This is a genomic window from Pseudomonas pharyngis, from assembly GCF_021602345.1.
GTDB lineage: Bacteria > Pseudomonadota > Gammaproteobacteria > Pseudomonadales > Pseudomonadaceae > Aquipseudomonas > Aquipseudomonas pharyngis.
The window spans coordinates 279,131-296,266 of the sequence record NZ_BQID01000005.1 but is presented as its reverse complement, the minus strand read 5'-3'; the positions used below and the strand labels follow the sequence as shown (position 1 = coordinate 296,266).

At 61.7% G+C, this 17,136-nt stretch carries 12 protein-coding genes; 5 read left to right on the top strand and 7 right to left on the bottom strand.

Annotated features, from left to right (window positions below):
- Window positions 1-36 precede the first annotated feature (36 nt).
- Window positions 37-252, bottom strand: a complete 216-nt coding sequence (rmf, locus tag L6D74_RS13230; protein WP_003223300.1) for a ribosome modulation factor — start codon at window positions 250-252, stop codon at window positions 37-39.
- A 530-nt stretch (window positions 253-782) separates the two neighbouring features.
- Between rmf and rlmKL the strand changes: the two genes are divergently transcribed.
- Together rlmKL and L6D74_RS13220 are read left to right on the top strand one after the other, a co-directional pair.
- Complete coding sequence (rlmKL, locus tag L6D74_RS13225; protein WP_064594693.1) at window positions 783-3,053, top strand: bifunctional 23S rRNA (guanine(2069)-N(7))-methyltransferase RlmK/23S rRNA (guanine(2445)-N(2))-methyltransferase RlmL; 2,271 nt, start codon at window positions 783-785, stop codon at window positions 3,051-3,053.
- A 146-nt stretch (window positions 3,054-3,199) separates the two neighbouring features.
- A complete protein-coding gene (locus L6D74_RS13220) occupies window positions 3,200-5,584 on the top strand; it encodes a sensor domain-containing diguanylate cyclase (RefSeq protein WP_236189454.1) in 2,385 nt (794 codons plus the stop codon).
- Between the two features lie 54 nt (window positions 5,585-5,638).
- Here the strand turns inward: L6D74_RS13220 and dacB are convergent, their stop codons facing one another.
- Window positions 5,639-7,099 carry a D-alanyl-D-alanine carboxypeptidase/D-alanyl-D-alanine endopeptidase gene (gene dacB, locus L6D74_RS13215; protein WP_039770010.1) on the bottom strand — a complete coding sequence of 487 codons (1,461 nt, stop codon included), beginning with the start codon at window positions 7,097-7,099 and terminating at the stop codon, window positions 5,639-5,641.
- Window positions 7,100-7,333: 234 nt separating this feature from the next.
- On the opposite strand from dacB, the gene L6D74_RS13210 reads away from it, so the two are divergent.
- The gene (locus tag L6D74_RS13210) at window positions 7,334-7,678 is read left to right on the top strand and encodes a YggL family protein (RefSeq protein ID WP_039770011.1); all 345 of its coding nucleotides are present in this window, start codon (window positions 7,334-7,336) and stop codon (window positions 7,676-7,678) included.
- 54 nt (window positions 7,679-7,732) lie between these two features.
- Here the strand turns inward: L6D74_RS13210 and L6D74_RS13205 are convergent, their stop codons facing one another.
- On the bottom strand, window positions 7,733-8,923 hold the full coding sequence (locus L6D74_RS13205) for a benzoate/H(+) symporter BenE family transporter (protein ID WP_236189453.1): 1,191 nt from the start codon (window positions 8,921-8,923) through the stop codon (window positions 7,733-7,735).
- Between the two features lie 224 nt (window positions 8,924-9,147).
- On the opposite strand from L6D74_RS13205, the gene L6D74_RS13200 reads away from it, so the two are divergent.
- Window positions 9,148-9,912: a GntR family transcriptional regulator gene (locus L6D74_RS13200; protein WP_007952027.1), complete on the top strand. Its 765-nt coding sequence runs from the start codon at window positions 9,148-9,150 to the stop codon at window positions 9,910-9,912.
- Window positions 9,913-10,069: 157 nt separating this feature from the next.
- Here L6D74_RS13200 and guaD read toward each other — a convergent pair whose 3' ends face one another.
- The 4 genes from guaD to xdhA all read right to left on the bottom strand — a co-directional run bounded on the left by guaD (window position 10,070) and on the right by xdhA (window position 16,208).
- Window positions 10,070-11,374 carry a guanine deaminase gene (guaD, locus tag L6D74_RS13195; RefSeq protein WP_127797412.1) on the bottom strand — a complete coding sequence of 435 codons (1,305 nt, stop codon included), beginning with the start codon at window positions 11,372-11,374 and terminating at the stop codon, window positions 10,070-10,072.
- Between the two features lie 13 nt (window positions 11,375-11,387).
- Window positions 11,388-12,245 (bottom strand): xanthine dehydrogenase accessory protein XdhC, encoded by an 858-nt coding sequence (xdhC, locus tag L6D74_RS13190; RefSeq protein WP_039770016.1) that lies wholly within the window; start codon window positions 12,243-12,245, stop codon window positions 11,388-11,390.
- A 116-nt stretch (window positions 12,246-12,361) separates the two neighbouring features.
- On the bottom strand, window positions 12,362-14,761 hold the full coding sequence (xdhB, locus tag L6D74_RS13185) for a xanthine dehydrogenase molybdopterin binding subunit (RefSeq protein ID WP_236189452.1): 2,400 nt from the start codon (window positions 14,759-14,761) through the stop codon (window positions 12,362-12,364).
- A complete protein-coding gene (gene xdhA / locus L6D74_RS13180) occupies window positions 14,754-16,208 on the bottom strand; it encodes a xanthine dehydrogenase small subunit (protein WP_236189451.1) in 1,455 nt (484 codons plus the stop codon). The genes xdhB and xdhA overlap by 8 nt, the downstream gene beginning before the upstream one ends.
- A 266-nt stretch (window positions 16,209-16,474) precedes the next feature.
- Here xdhA and L6D74_RS13175 point away from each other — a divergent pair, with 266 nt between their 5' ends.
- Window positions 16,475-17,134 carry a GntR family transcriptional regulator gene (locus tag L6D74_RS13175; protein WP_039770022.1) on the top strand — a complete coding sequence of 220 codons (660 nt, stop codon included), beginning with the start codon at window positions 16,475-16,477 and terminating at the stop codon, window positions 17,132-17,134.
- Window positions 17,135-17,136: the final 2 nt, after the last annotated feature.

The following is a 17,136-nucleotide window of genomic DNA, read 5'->3' as shown; positions in this document are numbered from 1 at the left end:
GAAATCAGATTGTCGTGTCGGAATAAGTGCCCTGTGTCAGCCGACGGCGTGAAGTTCGTTGAGTCTGTGGATTCCCGCAGTGCCGGTCATACCGTCCCAGTTGTCGCCGCGTCCTTCTCGCCAGCCGTTGATCCAGGCTTGACGTACCGACGGTAGAGTAAATGGGCAAAGCTCACGGGATTTACCACCAACGCCATATTGATATCCGCGCAAAAATGCTCTTTCCAACGGATCACGCTTAAGTCTTCTCATAGGGTGTTTCCCTCACTTGTTGACTGTTTTTGTCGCGTCGACCTCAATTGAGGTCTGGCAGAAAAACTCTGCCGTTGGCGGCTCGCTGCCGGCGTGGCGAGCCAAGGTGTTGACGCCGTTGCGACGTCAACCTGTGTTCAGTTCTAACCAATGAGTCACATCGATGGAATGACCGTTTTGTCATAAGGACGTAACGAAAAAGATGCTATGGCCATAAGTAACCGCGTATTTATCCAGCGTCCATTGGCCAAACCCCGGTATGATCGGCCCCGCGCTGGATGATGAGGTTAATCCTTTAGTGAGAATGACCCACGTTTACGCTGGGCTACTATTCGACGAAGGGTTGCTTTGAGTCATTTTGTTGCTTCAACTTTTTTATCTGTCCCGGCATCTAAGCTCCTTTAACCCGAGCAGCGGGGATGGAACGGCACACCTTCGTGCCACGCGGGCGCTCTTGTAGAAAAGCGCCTGATTGAAAACCGGACCGGCAATGCGTTGCCGGTTCATCAGCCAAAGGCTCTGGAAAAACCATGTCCGACCGTTTCGAACTCTTCCTCACTTGCCCCAAAGGCCTTGAAGGCCTGCTCATCGAGGAAGCCGTCGGGCTTGGCCTTGAAGAGGCCCGCGAACACACCTCCGCCGTGCGTGGCATGGCGACCATGGAAACCGCTTATCGCCTGTGCCTCTGGTCGCGTCTGGCCAACCGGGTGCTACTTGTCCTTAAGCGCTTCCCGATGAAAAACGCCGAAGACCTGTACCACGGTGTACTCGACGTCGACTGGCAGGATCACATGCTGGCCGACGGCACCCTGGCCGTGGAATTCAGCGGTCATGGCTCGGGCATCGACAACACCCACTTTGGCGCCCTGAAGGTCAAGGACGCCATCGTCGACAAACTGCGCACCCCGCAGGGTGACCGTCCAAGCATCGACAAGCTCAACCCGGATCTGCGCATTCACCTGCGCCTGGATCGCGGCGAAGCGATTCTGTCCCTCGACCTCTCCGGCCACAGCCTGCACCAGCGCGGCTATCGCTTGCAGCAGGGCGCCGCGCCGCTGAAGGAAAACCTCGCAGCCGCCATCCTGATCCGTTCCGGCTGGCCGCGCATCGCCGCCGAAGGTGGCGCGCTGGCGGACCCGATGTGCGGTGTCGGTACGTTCCTGGTCGAAGCCGGCATGATCGCCGCCGATATGGCGCCGAACCTGCGTCGCGAACAGTGGGGCTTTACCGCCTGGCTCGGTCACGTGCCGGCGCTGTGGAAAAAACTGCATGAAGAAGCCGTCGAGCGTGCTGCTGCCGGTCTGGCCAAGCCGCCGCTGTGGATCCGTGGTTATGAAGCCGACCCCCGGCTGATTCAGCCGGGCCGCAACAACGTCGAACGCGCCGGCCTGAGCGAGTGGATCAAGATCTATCAGGGCGAAGTCGCGACGTTCGAACCGCGTCCGGACCAGAACCAGAAAGGTCTGGTCATCTGCAACCCGCCGTACGGCGAGCGTCTGGGTGATGAAGCCAGCCTGTTGTACCTCTACCAAAACCTCGGCGAGCGTCTGCGTCAGGCCTGCCTGAACTGGGAAGCGGCGGTGTTCACCGGCGCGCCGGACCTGGGCAAGCGCATGGGCATCCGCAGCCACAAACAGTATTCGTTCTGGAACGGCGCGCTGCCGTGCAAGCTGCTGTTGATCAAAGTCCTGCCGGATCAGTTCGTCACCGGCGAGCGCCGCACCCCGGAACAGCGTCAGGCCGAGCGTGAGCAAGCCGCTTACGACCAGACGCCGAACGAGCCGCAAGAGCGCAAGTTCAACAAGAACGGTAACCCGATCAAACCGACGCCGGCCCCGGCGCCAGTGGTCGAGCAGCCGCGCCTGAGCGAAGGCGGGCAGATGTTTGCCAACCGCCTGCAGAAGAACCTCAAGGCCATGGGCAAGTGGGTCAAGCGCGAAGGCATCGACTGCTACCGCGTCTACGATGCGGACATGCCGGAATACGCCATGGCCATCGACTTGTACCACGACTGGGTACACGTTCAGGAATATGCCGCGCCGAAGTCTATCGACCCGGAAAAAGCCTCGATCCGCATGTTCGACGCGCTGGCGGCCATCCCGCAGGCGCTGAACATCGACAAGAGCCGCGTGGTGGTCAAGCGCCGCGAGCGTCAGAGCGGCACCAAGCAGTACGAGCGTCAGGCGGCTCAGGGCAAGTTCAATGAAGTGACCGAGGGCGGCGTGAAGTTGCTGGTCAACCTCACCGATTACCTCGACACCGGGCTGTTCCTCGATCACCGGCCGATGCGCATGCGGATTCAGAAAGAGGCGGCCGGCAAGCGCTTCCTCAACCTGTTCTGCTACACCGCGACCGCCAGTGTGCACGCTGCCAAGGGTGGCGCGCGCAGCACCACCAGCGTCGACCTGTCGAAAACCTACCTCGACTGGGCGCGCCGCAACCTGTCGCTCAACGGTTTCTCCGACAAGAACCGTCTGGAGCAGGGCGATGTGATGGCGTGGCTGGAAAATTGCCGCGAAGAGTACGACCTGATCTTCATCGATCCGCCGACCTTCTCCAACTCCAAGCGCATGGAAGGCATCTTCGACGTGCAGCGTGATCAGGTGCAGTTGATCGACCTGGCCATGGCGCGTCTGGCAGCGGGCGGGGTGTTGTATTTCTCCAACAACTTCCGCAAGTTCCAGCTCGAAGACAACCTGGCCGAGCGTTACGCGGTCGAGGAAATCACCGCCAGCACCATCGACCCGGATTTCGCCCGCAACGGCAAGATCCACCGCGCCTGGAAAATCACGGCTCGTTGACACTCTGCAACATTGGATCCACAGAGCCTTGATTTTTAAAGGCTCTTGGATCCGTTCAGAACTAGCCAAATTAGTGGCTAATAGCTATAACTCACACACGGCCGATGGGGTTTTTCCCGCAGATGCTGACGTAGTGAGTGGCTTTTATGTCGTTGCACCCCGTGCGCCCGAAGATATTGGGTTTTATCAGCGAAGAAGTCTCGGCCTGGCTGGTCGCGGTGCTGGTATTGCTCGCCGGCGGGATTCTCACGGGGCTGCTCGCCTGGGGCACCCTCAATCAGTTTCATAGCCAGTTGCGCCAACGCTTTCAGCTACTGGCCAACGAGCGCTACAGCCGCATCGAAGAACGTTTTCAGGATCAGGAGCAACGCCTCGACGGGCTGCGCCGGTTCTTCGCCAACTCCGAATCGGTGTCCCGCGCCGAATTCGACGGCTACACCCGCCCTTTATTACTGCGTACCCAGGCCTACTCGTTTGCCCTGCGGGTGAGGGGTGCCGAGCGTGCAGCTTTCGAACAGAGGACGCGAGATGAAGGCCTGAGCACCTTCAGCGTGCGCGAACTCAATGCGCGTGGCGAACTGCAACTGGCCTCGGCCCGCGATGAATACGTAGTGGTGTTGTACAGCCAGACCCAGAGCCGGCTTGGCGCGCCGCTGGGTTACGACTTGCTGGCCCAGCCATTGCGCCGCTCGACCCTTGAACGTGCCGACCAGCTACGCGGTCTGGCGGTGTCGCAGCCGATGCATCTGGTCGGTATCGAGCCGGCTTACGCACGCGGCGTCTTGTTGGTGGCACCGCTGCTGCGCAAAGGGGAGTCCAGATCATATGGCTATGTGATGGCTGTCATCAGCATGCGTCAGCTGCTGGCAGACGGCTTGCCGGATGCACTTCATGACTATCTGTCGGTGCGCATCCTCGATCTGTCCACCAACGATCAGCATGAAGTGTTGTTCGAGTCGACCAATGAACCGGTGCCGAGCGATCTGTCGGCTACGCGGTTGGTGCGCATGGCCGATCACGACTATCAGGTGGATATTCTGCCCAGCGAAGCGTTCATGCAGGCCAACCATTCGGCGGTGGGCAGCGTGGTGGTGCTGGGCGGATTGCTCAGCCTGCTGTTGAGCGCGCTGCTTTATGTGCTGGTGAGTCAGCGCCAGCGCGCGTTGCGCATGGTCGAGTTGCGCACTCAGGAATTGCATGAACGCGAACAGGAACTGCGCGGCACCCACGGCCAGTTGCGCGGGGTACTCAACGCGGCGACCCAAGTGGCAATCATCGCCACCGATCTGCGCGGGGTGATCAACACGTTCAACCCCGGTGCCGAGCAGATGCTCGGTTATCTCAGCAGCGAAGTGGTCGGCCACATGACCCTGGAAAACCTGCACTTTCCCCGGGAGCTGGTGGCTCGCGCGGCGGAGCTCAGCGCCCGCTATGGCAAAACCATTCCGACCTGCCAGGCGATGCTGGTGGAGGGTGGCGAAGTCGGCGGGCACGAGGCGCGCGAGTGGACGCTGGTGCGCAAGGACGGCAGCCACATTCCAGTGAACATGCTGGCCACACCGGTGCTGGACGAGCAGGGGCTGTGGGTCGGGCACCTGGCGATCTGCATCGACATCACCGAGCGCAAGCGCGTGCACGAAGCGCTGGCCGCACGGGACGTGCTGTTGAAGAAGCTCAGCGCCCACGTGCCCGGCGGGATCTATCAATTCAAAATGGAGTTCGACGGGCGCTTCAGCGTGATCTACGCCAGCGACGGCATCCGCGAGATCTACGAGCTGGAGCCGGATGTGCTGCTGCTCAACGCCGAAGCGATCTTCACCCGTATCCACCCGCAGGACGTCAGCCGCGTGCGCAAGTCGATCCGCGCTTCGGCGGACAATCTCAGCCCGTGGCGCGAGGAATACCGCGTGCAATTACCCGGGCGCGGCCTGCGCTGGGTTCGCGGCGAGGCGACGCCGGAGGAACTGCCGGGTGGCGGCGTGCTGTGGCACGGTTATATTTCGGATATTTCCGACCTGAAACGGGTGGAAGAAGAATTGCGCGCGCTGTCGGTGACCGATTCCCTGACCGGCATTCACAACCGGCGCTATTTCCAGGAACGCCTGACCACCGAGATGGCGCGGGTCGAGCGTGGCGGTGGCGAGTTGTCGGTGATCATGCTCGACATCGACCACTTCAAACGGATCAACGATCAGTACGGTCACGCGGTGGGCGACCGCGTGTTGCAGGCGGTTTGCGAGCGCATCGGTCATCGTCTGCGGCGTACCGACGTGTTCTGCCGGTTGGGCGGCGAAGAGTTCATGGTGCTGTGCCCGGACATCGACGGCGATCACGCCCACATGCTGGCCGAGGAGTTATGGCACAGCCTGCGCAGTGCGCCGATCGACGTGGTGGGGGTGGTGACGGCCAGTTTCGGGATTGCCAGCTGGCGACCGGGGGAGGGCGCGGATGCGCTGTTGCTGCGGGCGGATTCCGGGGTGTATGCGGCGAAGCAGGGCGGACGGGATCGGGTTGAGCGGCAGATGAACTAGGCACTAAACGTGTGGGAGCCAGCCTGCTGGCTCCCACAGTGTTTTGTGGCGTGCTTACAGAACCGAAGCAGTCTGCGGCGTCCGCGGCTGTTTATAGAGATCCAGCAGCACCTGATCCAGCACCGACGACGCGCCGAACGGGGCCTTGTCGTTGAGGATCGCCACCACCGCCCAAGTGTTGCCGTTGACGTCGCGGCTGAAGCCGGCGATTGCCCGTACGGTGTTCAGGGTGCCGGTCTTGACGTGGGCTTCGCCGCGCATCGCGGTGGTCTTCAGGCGTTTGCGCATGGTGCCGTCGGTGCCGGCAATCGGCAGCGAGCTGATGTACTCGGCGGCGTAAGGGCTGTGCCAGGCCGCTTGCAGCATGTTGGCCATTTCCCGGGCGCTGACCCGCTCGGAGCGCGACAGACCTGAACCGTTTTCCATCACCAGATGCGGCGCGGTGATGCCTTTCTTCGCCAACCACTGCCGCACCACACGTTGCGCGGCTTTGGCGTCATCGCCGTCGGCGTCGTTGCGGAATTTCTGGCCCAGGCTCAGGAACAGTTGCTGAGCCATGGTGTTGTTACTGTATTTGTTGATGTCGCGGATGATTTCCGCCAGATCCGGCGAGAACGCACGGGCCAGTACTTTGGCGCTGCTCGGGGTCGGGGCCAGACGATCCTTGCCCTGGATGCTGCCGCCCAGTTCCTTCCAGATCGCCCGCACGGCGCCAGCGGTGTAGGTCGCGTGGTCGAGCAGCGACAGATAAGTCTGCGAGCTGCAGCCTTCGCCCAACTGGCCGGCCACGGTCACGGTCACGCTGCCATCGGCCTGCGGCACCGGGTTGTAGCGCACGCCGCCGGTGCATTGTTTGGAGTTGAGCGCTTTGACGGTGTTTTCGATGTTGATGCTGGCAATCGGCGGCTCGACCGAGATCAATACCCGGCCGTTGTCATTGCGAGCCACGAAACGCAGGGCCTTGAGGTTGACCAGCAGCGAATCCGGCTTGACCAGGAACGGCTTGTTCTCGTCGTTGCCGTCATCGTTGAATTCCGGCAGTTGCGGCTGCACGAAGAAGCTGCGATCGAGCACCAGATCACCGGTGACCTGGGTCACGCCGTTGGCACGCAGGTCGCGCATCAGCAGCCAGAGTTTTTCCATGTTCAGCTTCGGATCGCCACCACCCTTGAGGTAGAGGTTGCCGTTGAGGATCCCGCCGTTCAGGTCGCCGTCGGTGTAAAACTCGGTTTTCCACTGATGGTTGGGGCCGAGCATTTCCAGTGCCGCGTAAGTGGTGACCAGCTTCATGGTCGAAGCCGGGTTGACCGACACGTCGGCGTTGTACACGGTCGGCGTGCCCGGACCGTCCAGCGGCACCATCACCAGCGACAGGGCGGTGGGCTGCAGCTTGCTGGCCTTGAGGGCTTTTTCGACGTTGGGGGTCAGGGCGGTGTTGATGGTGGCAGCGGAGACGGGCAAGGCCAGCGGCAGAAGAAGACCGGCCAGGAGCAGAGGACGCAACGATTTGATCATATGAAATAAAACCCTACAGCCGAGGGGAAAAAAGACGAGGACATGGATGAAAAGGCCCTCAGTGGTCATGAAAGTGTCGGCATTATGCCCCAAGCTGTTACAGCTTGTGCCTTTCGCAAGGGCGCCAATTCGTTATTTTTTTACAGGCGTTCGCACGCACGTCCCAGAGAGTCGGGCAATCGCCGGCTTAAACTGGTAAAGTGCCGGCCGTTATTACTTAAGAGGATTGTTCCAATGGCGACTAACCGTTCCCAGCGTCTGCGCAAAAAACTGTGCGTTGATGAATTTCAAGAGCTGGGTTTCGAACTGAACCTGGGCTTCAAAGAAGACCTGTCCGAAGAAGCCATTGACGCTTTCCTCGAAGCATTCATCAAAGAAGCCATGGAAGCCAACGGTCTGGGCTATGTCGGCGGCGACGACTTCGGTCTGGTTTGCCTGCAGAAGCGTGGTTCGGTCACCGAAGAGCAGCGCGCTGCTGTTGAAGCTTGGCTGAAAACCCGCTCCGAGCTGACCAGCACTGAAATCAGCCCGCTGCTGGACGTCTGGTATCCGGAAAAGCCGATCAACGCGGCCAAGTGATACTGAAAAAAACGGCGACCTGAGGGTCGCCGTTTTTTTATGCCTGCTTTTTACTCAGGCCTTGCGCCAGTTGAGGATCAGCAAGGTCAACACCCCCGCGACAATCCCCCAGAACGCCGAACCGATGGAAAACAGCGTCAGCCCCGACGCCGTGACCATGAAGGTGATCAGCGCGGCTTCCCGTTCCTTCACCTCGGTCATGGCGATGCTCAAGCCGTTGATGATCGAACCGAACAGCGCCAGTGCGGCAATCGACAGCACCAGTTCCTTCGGCAGCGCGGCAAACAGCGCTGCCAGCGTGGCGCCGAACACTCCGGCAATCCCGTAGAAAATCCCGCACCACACCGCAGCGGTGTAGCGTTTGTTGCGATCTTCATGGGCATGCGGCCCGGTGCAGATCGCCGCGCTGATGGCCGCCAGATTGATGCCGTGGGAACCAAACGGCGCCAGCAGCAACGACGCGATGCCGGTGGCGGTGATCAGCGGCGAGGCCGGGACGTTGTAACCATCGGCCCGCAGCACGGCGATGCCGGGCATGTTTTGCGAGGTCATCGCTACGACAAACAGCGGAATGCCGATGCTGATGGTCGCCGCGAGGGAAAAGTGCGGCGTGGTCCAGACCGGTGTCGCCACTTCCATATGAAAGCCGCTGAAGTCCAGTAACCCCATGAAGCCCGACAGCGCGGTGCCGATCAGCAGCGCGGCGAGCACCGCATAACGCGGCGACAGGCGTTTGACGATGAGATACGTGAAGAACATCCCCAGCACCAGGCCGGTGCGGTGCTGTGCGGCGACGAAGATTTCACTGCCGATCTTGAACAGAATTCCCGCCAGCAGCGCGGCGGCGAGGGAGGCTGGGATCTTTTTCACCAGCCGTTCGAAGCTGCCGGTCAGGCCGCAGATCGTCACCAGTACCGCGCAGGTGATGTAGGCGCCGATGGCTTCGCCGTAGGTGACGCCGCCGAGGCTGGTGATCAACAGCGCCGCGCCGGGCGTTGACCAGGCAATCGTGATCGGCGTGCGATAGCGCAACGACAGGCCGATCGAACACACCGCCATGCCGATGGAGATCGCCCAGATCCACGAGGAAATCTGCCCGCTGGTCAGGCCCGCCGCCTGCCCGGCCTGGAACATCAGCACCAGCGAACTGGTGTAGCCGGTCATCATCGCGATGAACCCGGCGACGATGGCGGAGGGCGATGTGTCCGCCAGCGGGCGCAGTCGGGTGTGGGTAATTTCGTTCATGACAGCGGCGTTCCTTGTTCAAGCCACGGATTTCGGGTTTAAGCCTAAACTCAAACGTAACGGAGCGTTGCAATACAGCCGAAGTCGCAAACAGCCGTACAGTCGTGTTGCCACCTTCCATTGTGTACAATCGCGCTGTTTTTTACGCGATACTTGCCAGCGACCCACTGTGCCGTATTACAGTCACGGTCAATTCGCCGCCGTTCTTCCCGACTCGAGTGCCCATGAACGAACAGTTGCAACCCCTCAAGAAACAACCGCGAGCAGGCAAAGCCGGCCGCAGCGGAACCCAGGACGATATTGTCTATGCGCATATCTTCGAGGCCATCCTCGAACAGCGCCTGGCGCCCGGCACCAAGTTGAGCGAAGAAGCGCTGGGGGAAATTTTCGGGGTCAGCCGCACCATCATTCGCCGCGCGCTCTCGCGTCTGGCCCATGAAGGCGTGGTGCTGCTGCGGCCGAACCGTGGCGCGGTCGTCGCCAGCCCGAGCGTTGAAGAAGCGCGTCAGGTGTTCCTCGCCCGACGTCTGGTGGAGCGCGCGATCACCGAGCTGGCGGTGCAGCACGCCACCGCCGAGCAGATCGCCGAACTGCGCCAGATGGTCAACGACGAACGCGACAGCTTCTCTCGCGGCGATCGCGGCGCCGGCATCCGTCTCTCCGGCGAATTCCACCTGAAACTGGCGGAAGCGGCGAAGAACGCGCCATTGATCAGCTTCCAGCGCAGCCTGGTTTCGCAAACGTCGCTGATCATTGCCCAGTATGAAAGCGGCAACCGCTCGCACTGCTCCTACGACGAGCACACCCAGTTGATCGACGCCATCGAAGCGCGCAATGGCGAGCTGGCGGTGGATCTGATGATGCATCACATGGATCACATCGACAGCAAGCTCAACCTCGACGAGGAAAGCGCGTCTGACGATCTGCATGCAGTGTTCTCGCATCTGTTGCAGACCAAGAAGCCGGGGCGGCCGGCGGTCAAGCTCTGAGCTGACACCGTGTCTCGCCTATCGCGAGCAGGCTCGCTCCCACAGGGGAATGCATTGCAAATGTGGGAGCGAGCCTGCTCGCGATAGCTGTCCGATAGGCAACAAAAAATCCCCCGGGGTGAACACCACCGGGGGATTTTTTATGCCTTGAGAAAACTCAGCGCTGGTGTACCAGCGCACCCGCCGCATAGGTCTGGGCCACGGTGCGGTCATCGCCCAGGGTCATCAGTACGAACAGCGTCTCGGCAATATTGTTGGCCTGCTTCAGGCGGTAGCTCAGCAGCGGCGTAGCGTTGTAGTCCAGCACCAGGAAGTCGGCGTCGGAGCCCGGTTGCAGGTTGCCGATCCTGTCTTCCAGACGCAGCGCCCGCGCTCCGCCGAGGGTGGCGAGGTACAGCGACTTGAACGGGCTCAGGCGCGCACCTTGCAGCTGCATCACCTTGTAGGCTTCGTTCAGGGTTTGCAGCAGCGAGAAACTGGTACCACCACCGACGTCAGTACCGAGGCCGACGTTCAGCTTGTGCTTCTCGGCCATCGGCAGGTTGAACAGGCCGCTGCCGAGGAAGAAGTTCGAGGTCGGGCAGAACGCGACCGCCGAACCGGTCTGCGCCAGGCGCGCGCATTCGTCGTCGCACAGGTGCACGCCATGGGCGAACACCGAACGCTCGCCGAGCAATTGATAGTGGTCGTAGACGTCCAGATAGCCCTTGCGCTCCGGGAACAGCTCCTTGACCCACTCGACTTCCTTGAGGTTTTCGCTGATGTGGGTCTGCATGTACAGATCCGGGTATTCGCTGAGCAACTGGCCGGCGAGGGTCAGTTGTTCCGGGGTGCTGGTCGGGGCGAAGCGCGGGGTTACGGCGTAATGCAAACGACCCTTGCCGTGCCAGCGCTCGATCAGCGCCTTGCTGTCGACGTAGCTCGATTCCGGGGTGTCGGTCAGGTAGTCCGGTGCGTTGCGGTCCATCATCACCTTGCCGGCGATCATCCGCAGGTCCAGCTTCTCGGCGGCTTCGAAGAACGAGTTCACCGATTGCGGGTGCACGCTGCCGAACACCAGCGCGGTGGTGGTGCCGTTGCGCAACAGTTCCTTGATGAAAATATCCGCCACTTCATCGGCGTGGGCCTTGTCGGCGAACTGGCTCTCGCACGGGAAGGTGTAGGTGTTCAGCCAGTCCAGCAGTTGCTCGCCATAGGCGCCGACCATGCCGGTCTGCGGCAGGTGGATGTGGGTGTCGATGAAGCCCGGAGTGATCAGCGCATCCTTGTGATGGGTGATCTCGATGTCCGCCGGCAGCGTCGGCAGCAGTTCACTGGCGTGGCCGAGGGCGCTGATCTTGCCGTCATCGACCACCAGCAGGCCGTCCTCGAAATACTCGTAGGAAGCTTCGATGCCGACCTCGGCAGGGTCGGCGATGCTGTGCAGGATGGCGGCGCGGTAGGCTTTGCGAGTCAGAGGCATGAGGGTTCTCTAATCAGTTTGAGGCTTTGAGTGTGGCGGCCTGACTGCGGCGCGAAACCGGCAGCAGTTTGGCAATCGGTTCGGCACTGGCGGTGTGCTGGCCGAAATTGGCGTTATAGGTGGCGATGATTTCGCCGGCGATGGAGATGGCGATTTCCACAGGCAACTTGCCTTTGACTTCGCCGATGCCCATCGGGCAGCGCATGCGTTGCACGACGCTGGCGTCGAAGCCACGGTCACGCAGGCGGTGTTCGAACTTGGCGCGTTTGGTCTTCGAGCCGATCAGGCCGAACCAGGTGAAGTCGTTGCGCTTGAGGATCGCGGCGGTGAGCTCCAGATCCAGCTGATGGTTGTGGGTCATGACGATGCAGTAGCTGCCGGCGGGCAGGTCGTCGATTTCATCCACCGGTTCCTCGGCGACGATCTTGCGCACGCCGTGGGGAATCTGTTCGGGAAATTCCTCTTCCCGGGAATCGATCCAGCGCACCCGGCAGGGCAGGCTGGCGAGCAGCGGCACCAGCGCGCGACCGACATGGCCGGCGCCGAACACGGCGATCTGCGCCTGCACCTGGCCCATTGGCTCGAACAACAGCACTGTCGCGCCGCCGCAGCACTGGCCGAGGCTGGCACCGAGACTGAAGCGCTCCAGATGGGTGTCCTGCCTGCCGCTGGCGAGCATCTCGCGGGCGATCTGCATGGCTTTGTATTCCAGGTGCCCGCCACCAATGGTGTCGAAGGTCTGGCGGGCGCTGACGACCATCTTCGAGCCGGCATTGCGCGGCGTCGAGCCGAGCTCTTCGATGATCGTCACCAGAACGCAGGGTTCGCCCTGGTTCTGCAGGTCGGCGAGGGCGTCGATCCAGTTGTACATGTTCACCTCGACATCTTCGTTGTCTGTTCGGGCCTCTTCGCGAGCAAGCTCGCTCCCACAAGGGAATGCATTCCAAATGTGGGAGCGAGCCTGCTCGCGATGGCCGCACCTCGGTCCTAGAGCGGAGCCAGCTCGGTTTCAGCTTCGACGGCTTTCACCGCTTTGAGCTGGCGCATCTGCTCGCAGCCCCACAACACCCGCTCCGGGGTCGCCGGTGCGTCGATCTTCGGTTGATGCTTGTAGTCGCCGAGGCTGGCCACCGCGTCCTTGATCGCGCACCACGCGGCGATGCCGAGCATGAACGGCGGTTCACCCACAGCCTTGGAGTGGAACACCGTGTCTTCCGGGTTCTTGCGGTTTTCCACCAGCTTCACCCGCAGGTCCAGCGGCATGTCCGCCACGGCAGGGATCTTGTAACTGGCCGGGCCGTTGGTCATCAGCTTGCCCTTGTTGTTCCACACCAGTTCTTCCATGGTCAGCCAGCCCATGCCCTGGACGAAGCCGCCCTCGACCTGGCCGATGTCGATGGCCGGGTTCAGCGAGGCGCCGACGTCGTGGAGGATGTCGGTACGGAGCATCTTGTACTCGCCGGTCAGGGTGTCGACGATCACTTCGCAGCACGCCGCGCCGAAGGCGAAGTAGTAGAACGGCCGGCCACGGGCCTGGCTGCGGTCGTAGTAGATTTTCGGGGTCTTGTAGAACCCGGTGCTCGACAGCGACACCTGATTGAAATACGCCAGCTGGATCAGCGCTTCGAAGGTCAGGATGTGGTCACGCACTCGTACGTGGCCGTTGTGGAATTCCACGTCTTCTTCGCTGACCTTGTAGTGCCGCGCGGCGAATTCGACCAGCCGCCGCTTGATTGTCTCGGCAGCGTTCTGCGCCGCTTTGCCGTTCAGGTCGGCGCCACTGGAGGCCGCGGTCGGCGAGGTGTTCGGCACTTTGTCGGTGTTGGTCGCGGTGATCTGCACGCGGTCCATTTCCACCTGGAACACTTCGGCCACGACCTGCGCGACTTTGGTGTTCAGGCCCTGGCCCATTTCCGTGCCGCCGTGGTTCAGGTGGATGCTGCCGTCGGTGTAGACGTGCACCAGCGCACCGGCCTGATTGAGGAAGCTGGCAGTGAAGGAAATGCCGAATTTCACCGGGGTCAGCGCCAGGCCTTTTTTAAGGATCGGGCTGTTGGCGTTGTAGCGACGGATCGCTTCGCGGCGCTCGGCGTACTGGCTGCTTTCTTCCAGCTCGGCGGTCATTTCTTCGAGCATGTTGTGCTCGACGGTCTGGTAGTAATGGGTGACGTTGCGCTCGGTCTTGCCGTAGTAGTTGGCCTTGCGCACGGCCAGCGGATCGAGGTTCAGGTGACGGGCGATGGCGTCCATCACTTCTTCGATCGCGACCATCCCTTGCGGGCCGCCGAAACCACGGTACGCGGTGTTCGACGCGGTGTTGGTCTTGCAGCGGTGACCGTTGATGGTCGCATCGCCGAGGTAGTACGAGTTGTCCGAGTGGAACATCGCCCGGTCAACGATCGAGGCCGACAGGTCAGGCGAGCAGCCGCAGTTACCGGCCAGATCCATCGCGATGCCGTGCAGGCGCCCGGTGCTGTCGAAGCCGACGTCGTACTCGACGTAGAACGGGTGACGCTTGCCGGTCATCAGCATGTCTTCGACACGCGGCAGGCGCATCTTGGTCGGTTGGCCGGTGAGGTGCGCGATCACTGCGCACAGACACGCCGGGCTGGCGGCCTGGGTTTCCTTGCCGCCGAAACCACCGCCCATGCGGCGCATGTCGACCACGATCTTGTTCATCGAAACGTCGAGGACTTCGGCCACCAGTTTCTGCACTTCGGTGGGGTTCTGCGTCGAGCAGTAAACGATCATGCCGCCGTCTTCGGTCGGCATCACCGAGGAGATCTGGGTCTCCAGATAGAAGTGTTCCTGGCCGCCGATGTGCAGCGTGCCTTGAATGCGATGTTCGGCCGTGGCCAGCGCCGTGGTCGAGTCGCCGCGCTGATGGGTGTGGCTGTCGAGCACGAAGTGGCGTTTGCGCAGGGCTTCGACCACGTCCAGCACCGGCTCCAGATCTTCGTATTCGATGATCGCGGCCATGGCGGCCTTGCGTGCGGTTTCCAGATCCTTGGCGGCCACGGCCAGCACCGGCTGACCGACGAACTGCACGTCATCGATGGCCAGCAGCGGATCACCCGGCAGCAGCGGGCCGATGTCTTTCAGGCCCGGCACGTCTTCATGGGTGATGGCGATGCGCACACCTTCGAAGGCGTAGCAGGGCTGGGTGTCGATGCTGATGATTTTCGCGTGGGCGCGATCCGACAGCCGTGCGTAAACGTGCAACTGGTTGGGGAATTCCAGACGGTCATCGATGTATTGCGCTTCACCGGACACATGCTTGGCGGCGCTGTCGTGTTTGACGCTGCGGCCGACGCCGGTGGTCAGGTCTTTGGCGAACAGTTCAGCCAGTTCAGCTTGCGTTTTCTCTACGCCGTGATGGTTAGACATAAGCGGTCACCCGAGTCTCGATGTGCGGTGTTTGCAGTTCGATGAAGTATTTGCGCAGCAGGTTCTGCGCGCTGAGCAGGCGGTATTCCTTGCTGGCGCGGAAGTCCGAGAGCGGGGTGAAATCCTCGCCCAGCGCGGTGCAGGCGCGTTCGAACACCGCGTTGTTGAACGGCTGGCCGAGCAGCACGGCTTCGCAATGAGCGGCGCGTTTCGGGATCGCGGCCATGCCGCCGAAGGCGACGCGGGCGTCGGTGATCACGCCGTTCTCGACCTGCAGGTTGAATGCGGCGCAGACGGCAGAAATGTCGTCGTCCAGACGCTTGGAGACTTTGTAGGCACGGAAGCGCTGCTCAGCGGTGGCGCGAGGGACGATGATCTTCTCGATGAACTCGCTTTCCTGACGCGCAGTGACCCGGTAATCGATGAAGTAATCCTCGAGCGCCAGTGTGCGGCGGGTCTCGCCCTTGCACAGCACGATCTGCGCGCCGAGGGCGATCAGCAGCGGTGGCGAGTCGCCGATCGGCGAGGCGTTGCCGATGTTGCCGCCGAGGGTGCCCTGGTTGCGGATCTGCAGGGAGGCGAAGCGGTGCAGCAGTTCGCCGAAGTCCGGGTACTCGGCGTTCAACGCTTCGTAGCAGTCGGAGAGGGCGGTGGCGGCGCCGATTTCGATGCGATCCTCGAAGTGCTCGATGCGTTTCATTTCGGCGACGTTGCCGACGTAGATCATCACCGGCAACGTGCGGTGGAACTGAGTGACTTCCAGCGCCAGATCGGTGCCGCCGGCCAGCAGGCGGGCCTGTGGATAAGCGTCGTAGAGATCGGCCAGATCGGCCACGGTCAGCGGCACCAGGCAGCGTTTGTCGCCGCTGTTGAGTTCGCCGATCGACGTCGGGGCAATGGCTTTGAGGCGGGCGATGGTTTCCGCTTCGCGGGCGTCGAACTGGTCCGGTTGCTTGCCGCAGCAGGATTGTTCGGCGGCGGCCAGGATCGGCCGGTAGCCGGTGCAGCGGCAGAGGTTGCCGGCCAGCGCTTCGTGGGCCTTGGCCTGATCCGGTGCATCGCTGTTCTTTTGCAGGGCGAACAGCGACATCACGAAACCGGGGGTGCAGAAACCGCACTGCGAACCGTGGCACTCGACCATGGCTTTCTGCACGCTGTGCAGTTCGCCCTTGTGCTTGAGGTCTTCGACGCTGATCAATTGCTTGCCGTGCAGCGACGAAACGAACGTCAGGCACGAGTTGAGGCTGCGATAGCGAATGTGCTCGCGGCCATCGTCATCCGTCTGCAACTCGCCGACCACCACCGTACAGGCGCCGCAGTCACCGCTGGCGCAGCCTTCTTTGGTGCCGGATTTACCCACTTGTTCGCGCAGGTAGTTGAGCACAGTCAGGTTCGGGTCCAGGGCGTGCTCGCTACGGAGTTCCTGGTTAAGTAAAAACTGGATCACGGAAGGCCTCGCAGACTCATTATTGTTGTTGAGCGACTTGAGCCGAATTTAGCAGGTCTGACTTTTCGGTCAATGGTTTTCTGACTTAAAGGTCAGGAAAAACCGTTTTGTCGCTCAACCTCGTGTCTCTTCAGTATTGACCCTCATTGGATCAAGCGCTTTTTTGCGGGATTCGTGCCAAAAACCGCTGTGCGGGCACTCCGCCATGACCGCGCATTGCGCTACACTGCGCCGCTTGTGCAGATCGAAGAGTTTGAAGGACAACCATGACGTTCAAGGCGCCGGACAGCCTCGCCGAGCAAATCGCTCACCACCTCGCCGAACGGATCATTCGTGGCGAAATGAAGCCGGGAGAGCGCATCCAGGAACAGAAGGTCACGCTGGCGCTGAACGTCAGCCGCGGTTCGGTCCGCGAAGCCTTGCTGATCCTCGAGCGCCGTCACCTGATCGCGATCCTGCCGCGCCGTGGCGCCCACGTCACCGAGCTTACGGCGCACAAGGTGCAGAGCCTGTGCACGCTGATGAGCGAGCTGTACATCCTGCTCGGCAACGCAGTGGCCAATGGCTGGCAGACCCAGGCCGACATGGCGCCGTTCGTGCAGATCCAGCAGCGCCTGACCGCCAGCTACGAGCGTCAGGACATCCGCACCTTCGTCGACGACAGCTTCAACGTGATGCGCGCCGCGTACCCGTTCGCCAACAACCCGTACCTGCAGGAAACCGTCGAGAACCTGCAACCGGCCATGAGCCGTGCGTACTTCCTCGCGCTGGAGCAGCGCAAGGCCGAGATGAGCGAGTTCCTCGACCTGTTCGAACGCCTGCTCGCCGCCGTCCTCGCCCGTGACCTGCCGCAGATCCGCATCGTGCTGACGGCTTACGCCCAGCGCAGCTGCGATCTGGTGGTGTCCGCCCTGACGGTTGCCTGACC

Coding starts and splice junctions, on each gene's coding strand:
- xdhB (WP_236189452.1), bottom strand. CDS start 14,761: ATGTCTAACCATCACGGCGTAGAGAAAACGCAAGCTGAACTGGCTGAA.
- rmf (WP_003223300.1), bottom strand. CDS start 252: ATGAGAAGACTTAAGCGTGATCCGTTGGAAAGAGCATTTTTGCGCGGA.
- L6D74_RS13220 (WP_236189454.1), top strand. CDS start 3,200: ATGTCGTTGCACCCCGTGCGCCCGAAGATATTGGGTTTTATCAGCGAA.
- rlmKL (WP_064594693.1), top strand. CDS start 783: ATGTCCGACCGTTTCGAACTCTTCCTCACTTGCCCCAAAGGCCTTGAA.
- xdhC (WP_039770016.1), bottom strand. CDS start 12,245: ATGTACAACTGGATCGACGCCCTCGCCGACCTGCAGAACCAGGGCGAA.
- L6D74_RS13210 (WP_039770011.1), top strand. CDS start 7,334: ATGGCGACTAACCGTTCCCAGCGTCTGCGCAAAAAACTGTGCGTTGAT.
- L6D74_RS13205 (WP_236189453.1), bottom strand. CDS start 8,923: ATGAACGAAATTACCCACACCCGACTGCGCCCGCTGGCGGACACATCG.
- L6D74_RS13200 (WP_007952027.1), top strand. CDS start 9,148: ATGAACGAACAGTTGCAACCCCTCAAGAAACAACCGCGAGCAGGCAAA.
- guaD (WP_127797412.1), bottom strand. CDS start 11,374: ATGCCTCTGACTCGCAAAGCCTACCGCGCCGCCATCCTGCACAGCATC.
- dacB (WP_039770010.1), bottom strand. CDS start 7,099: ATGATCAAATCGTTGCGTCCTCTGCTCCTGGCCGGTCTTCTTCTGCCG.
- L6D74_RS13175 (WP_039770022.1), top strand. CDS start 16,475: ATGACGTTCAAGGCGCCGGACAGCCTCGCCGAGCAAATCGCTCACCAC.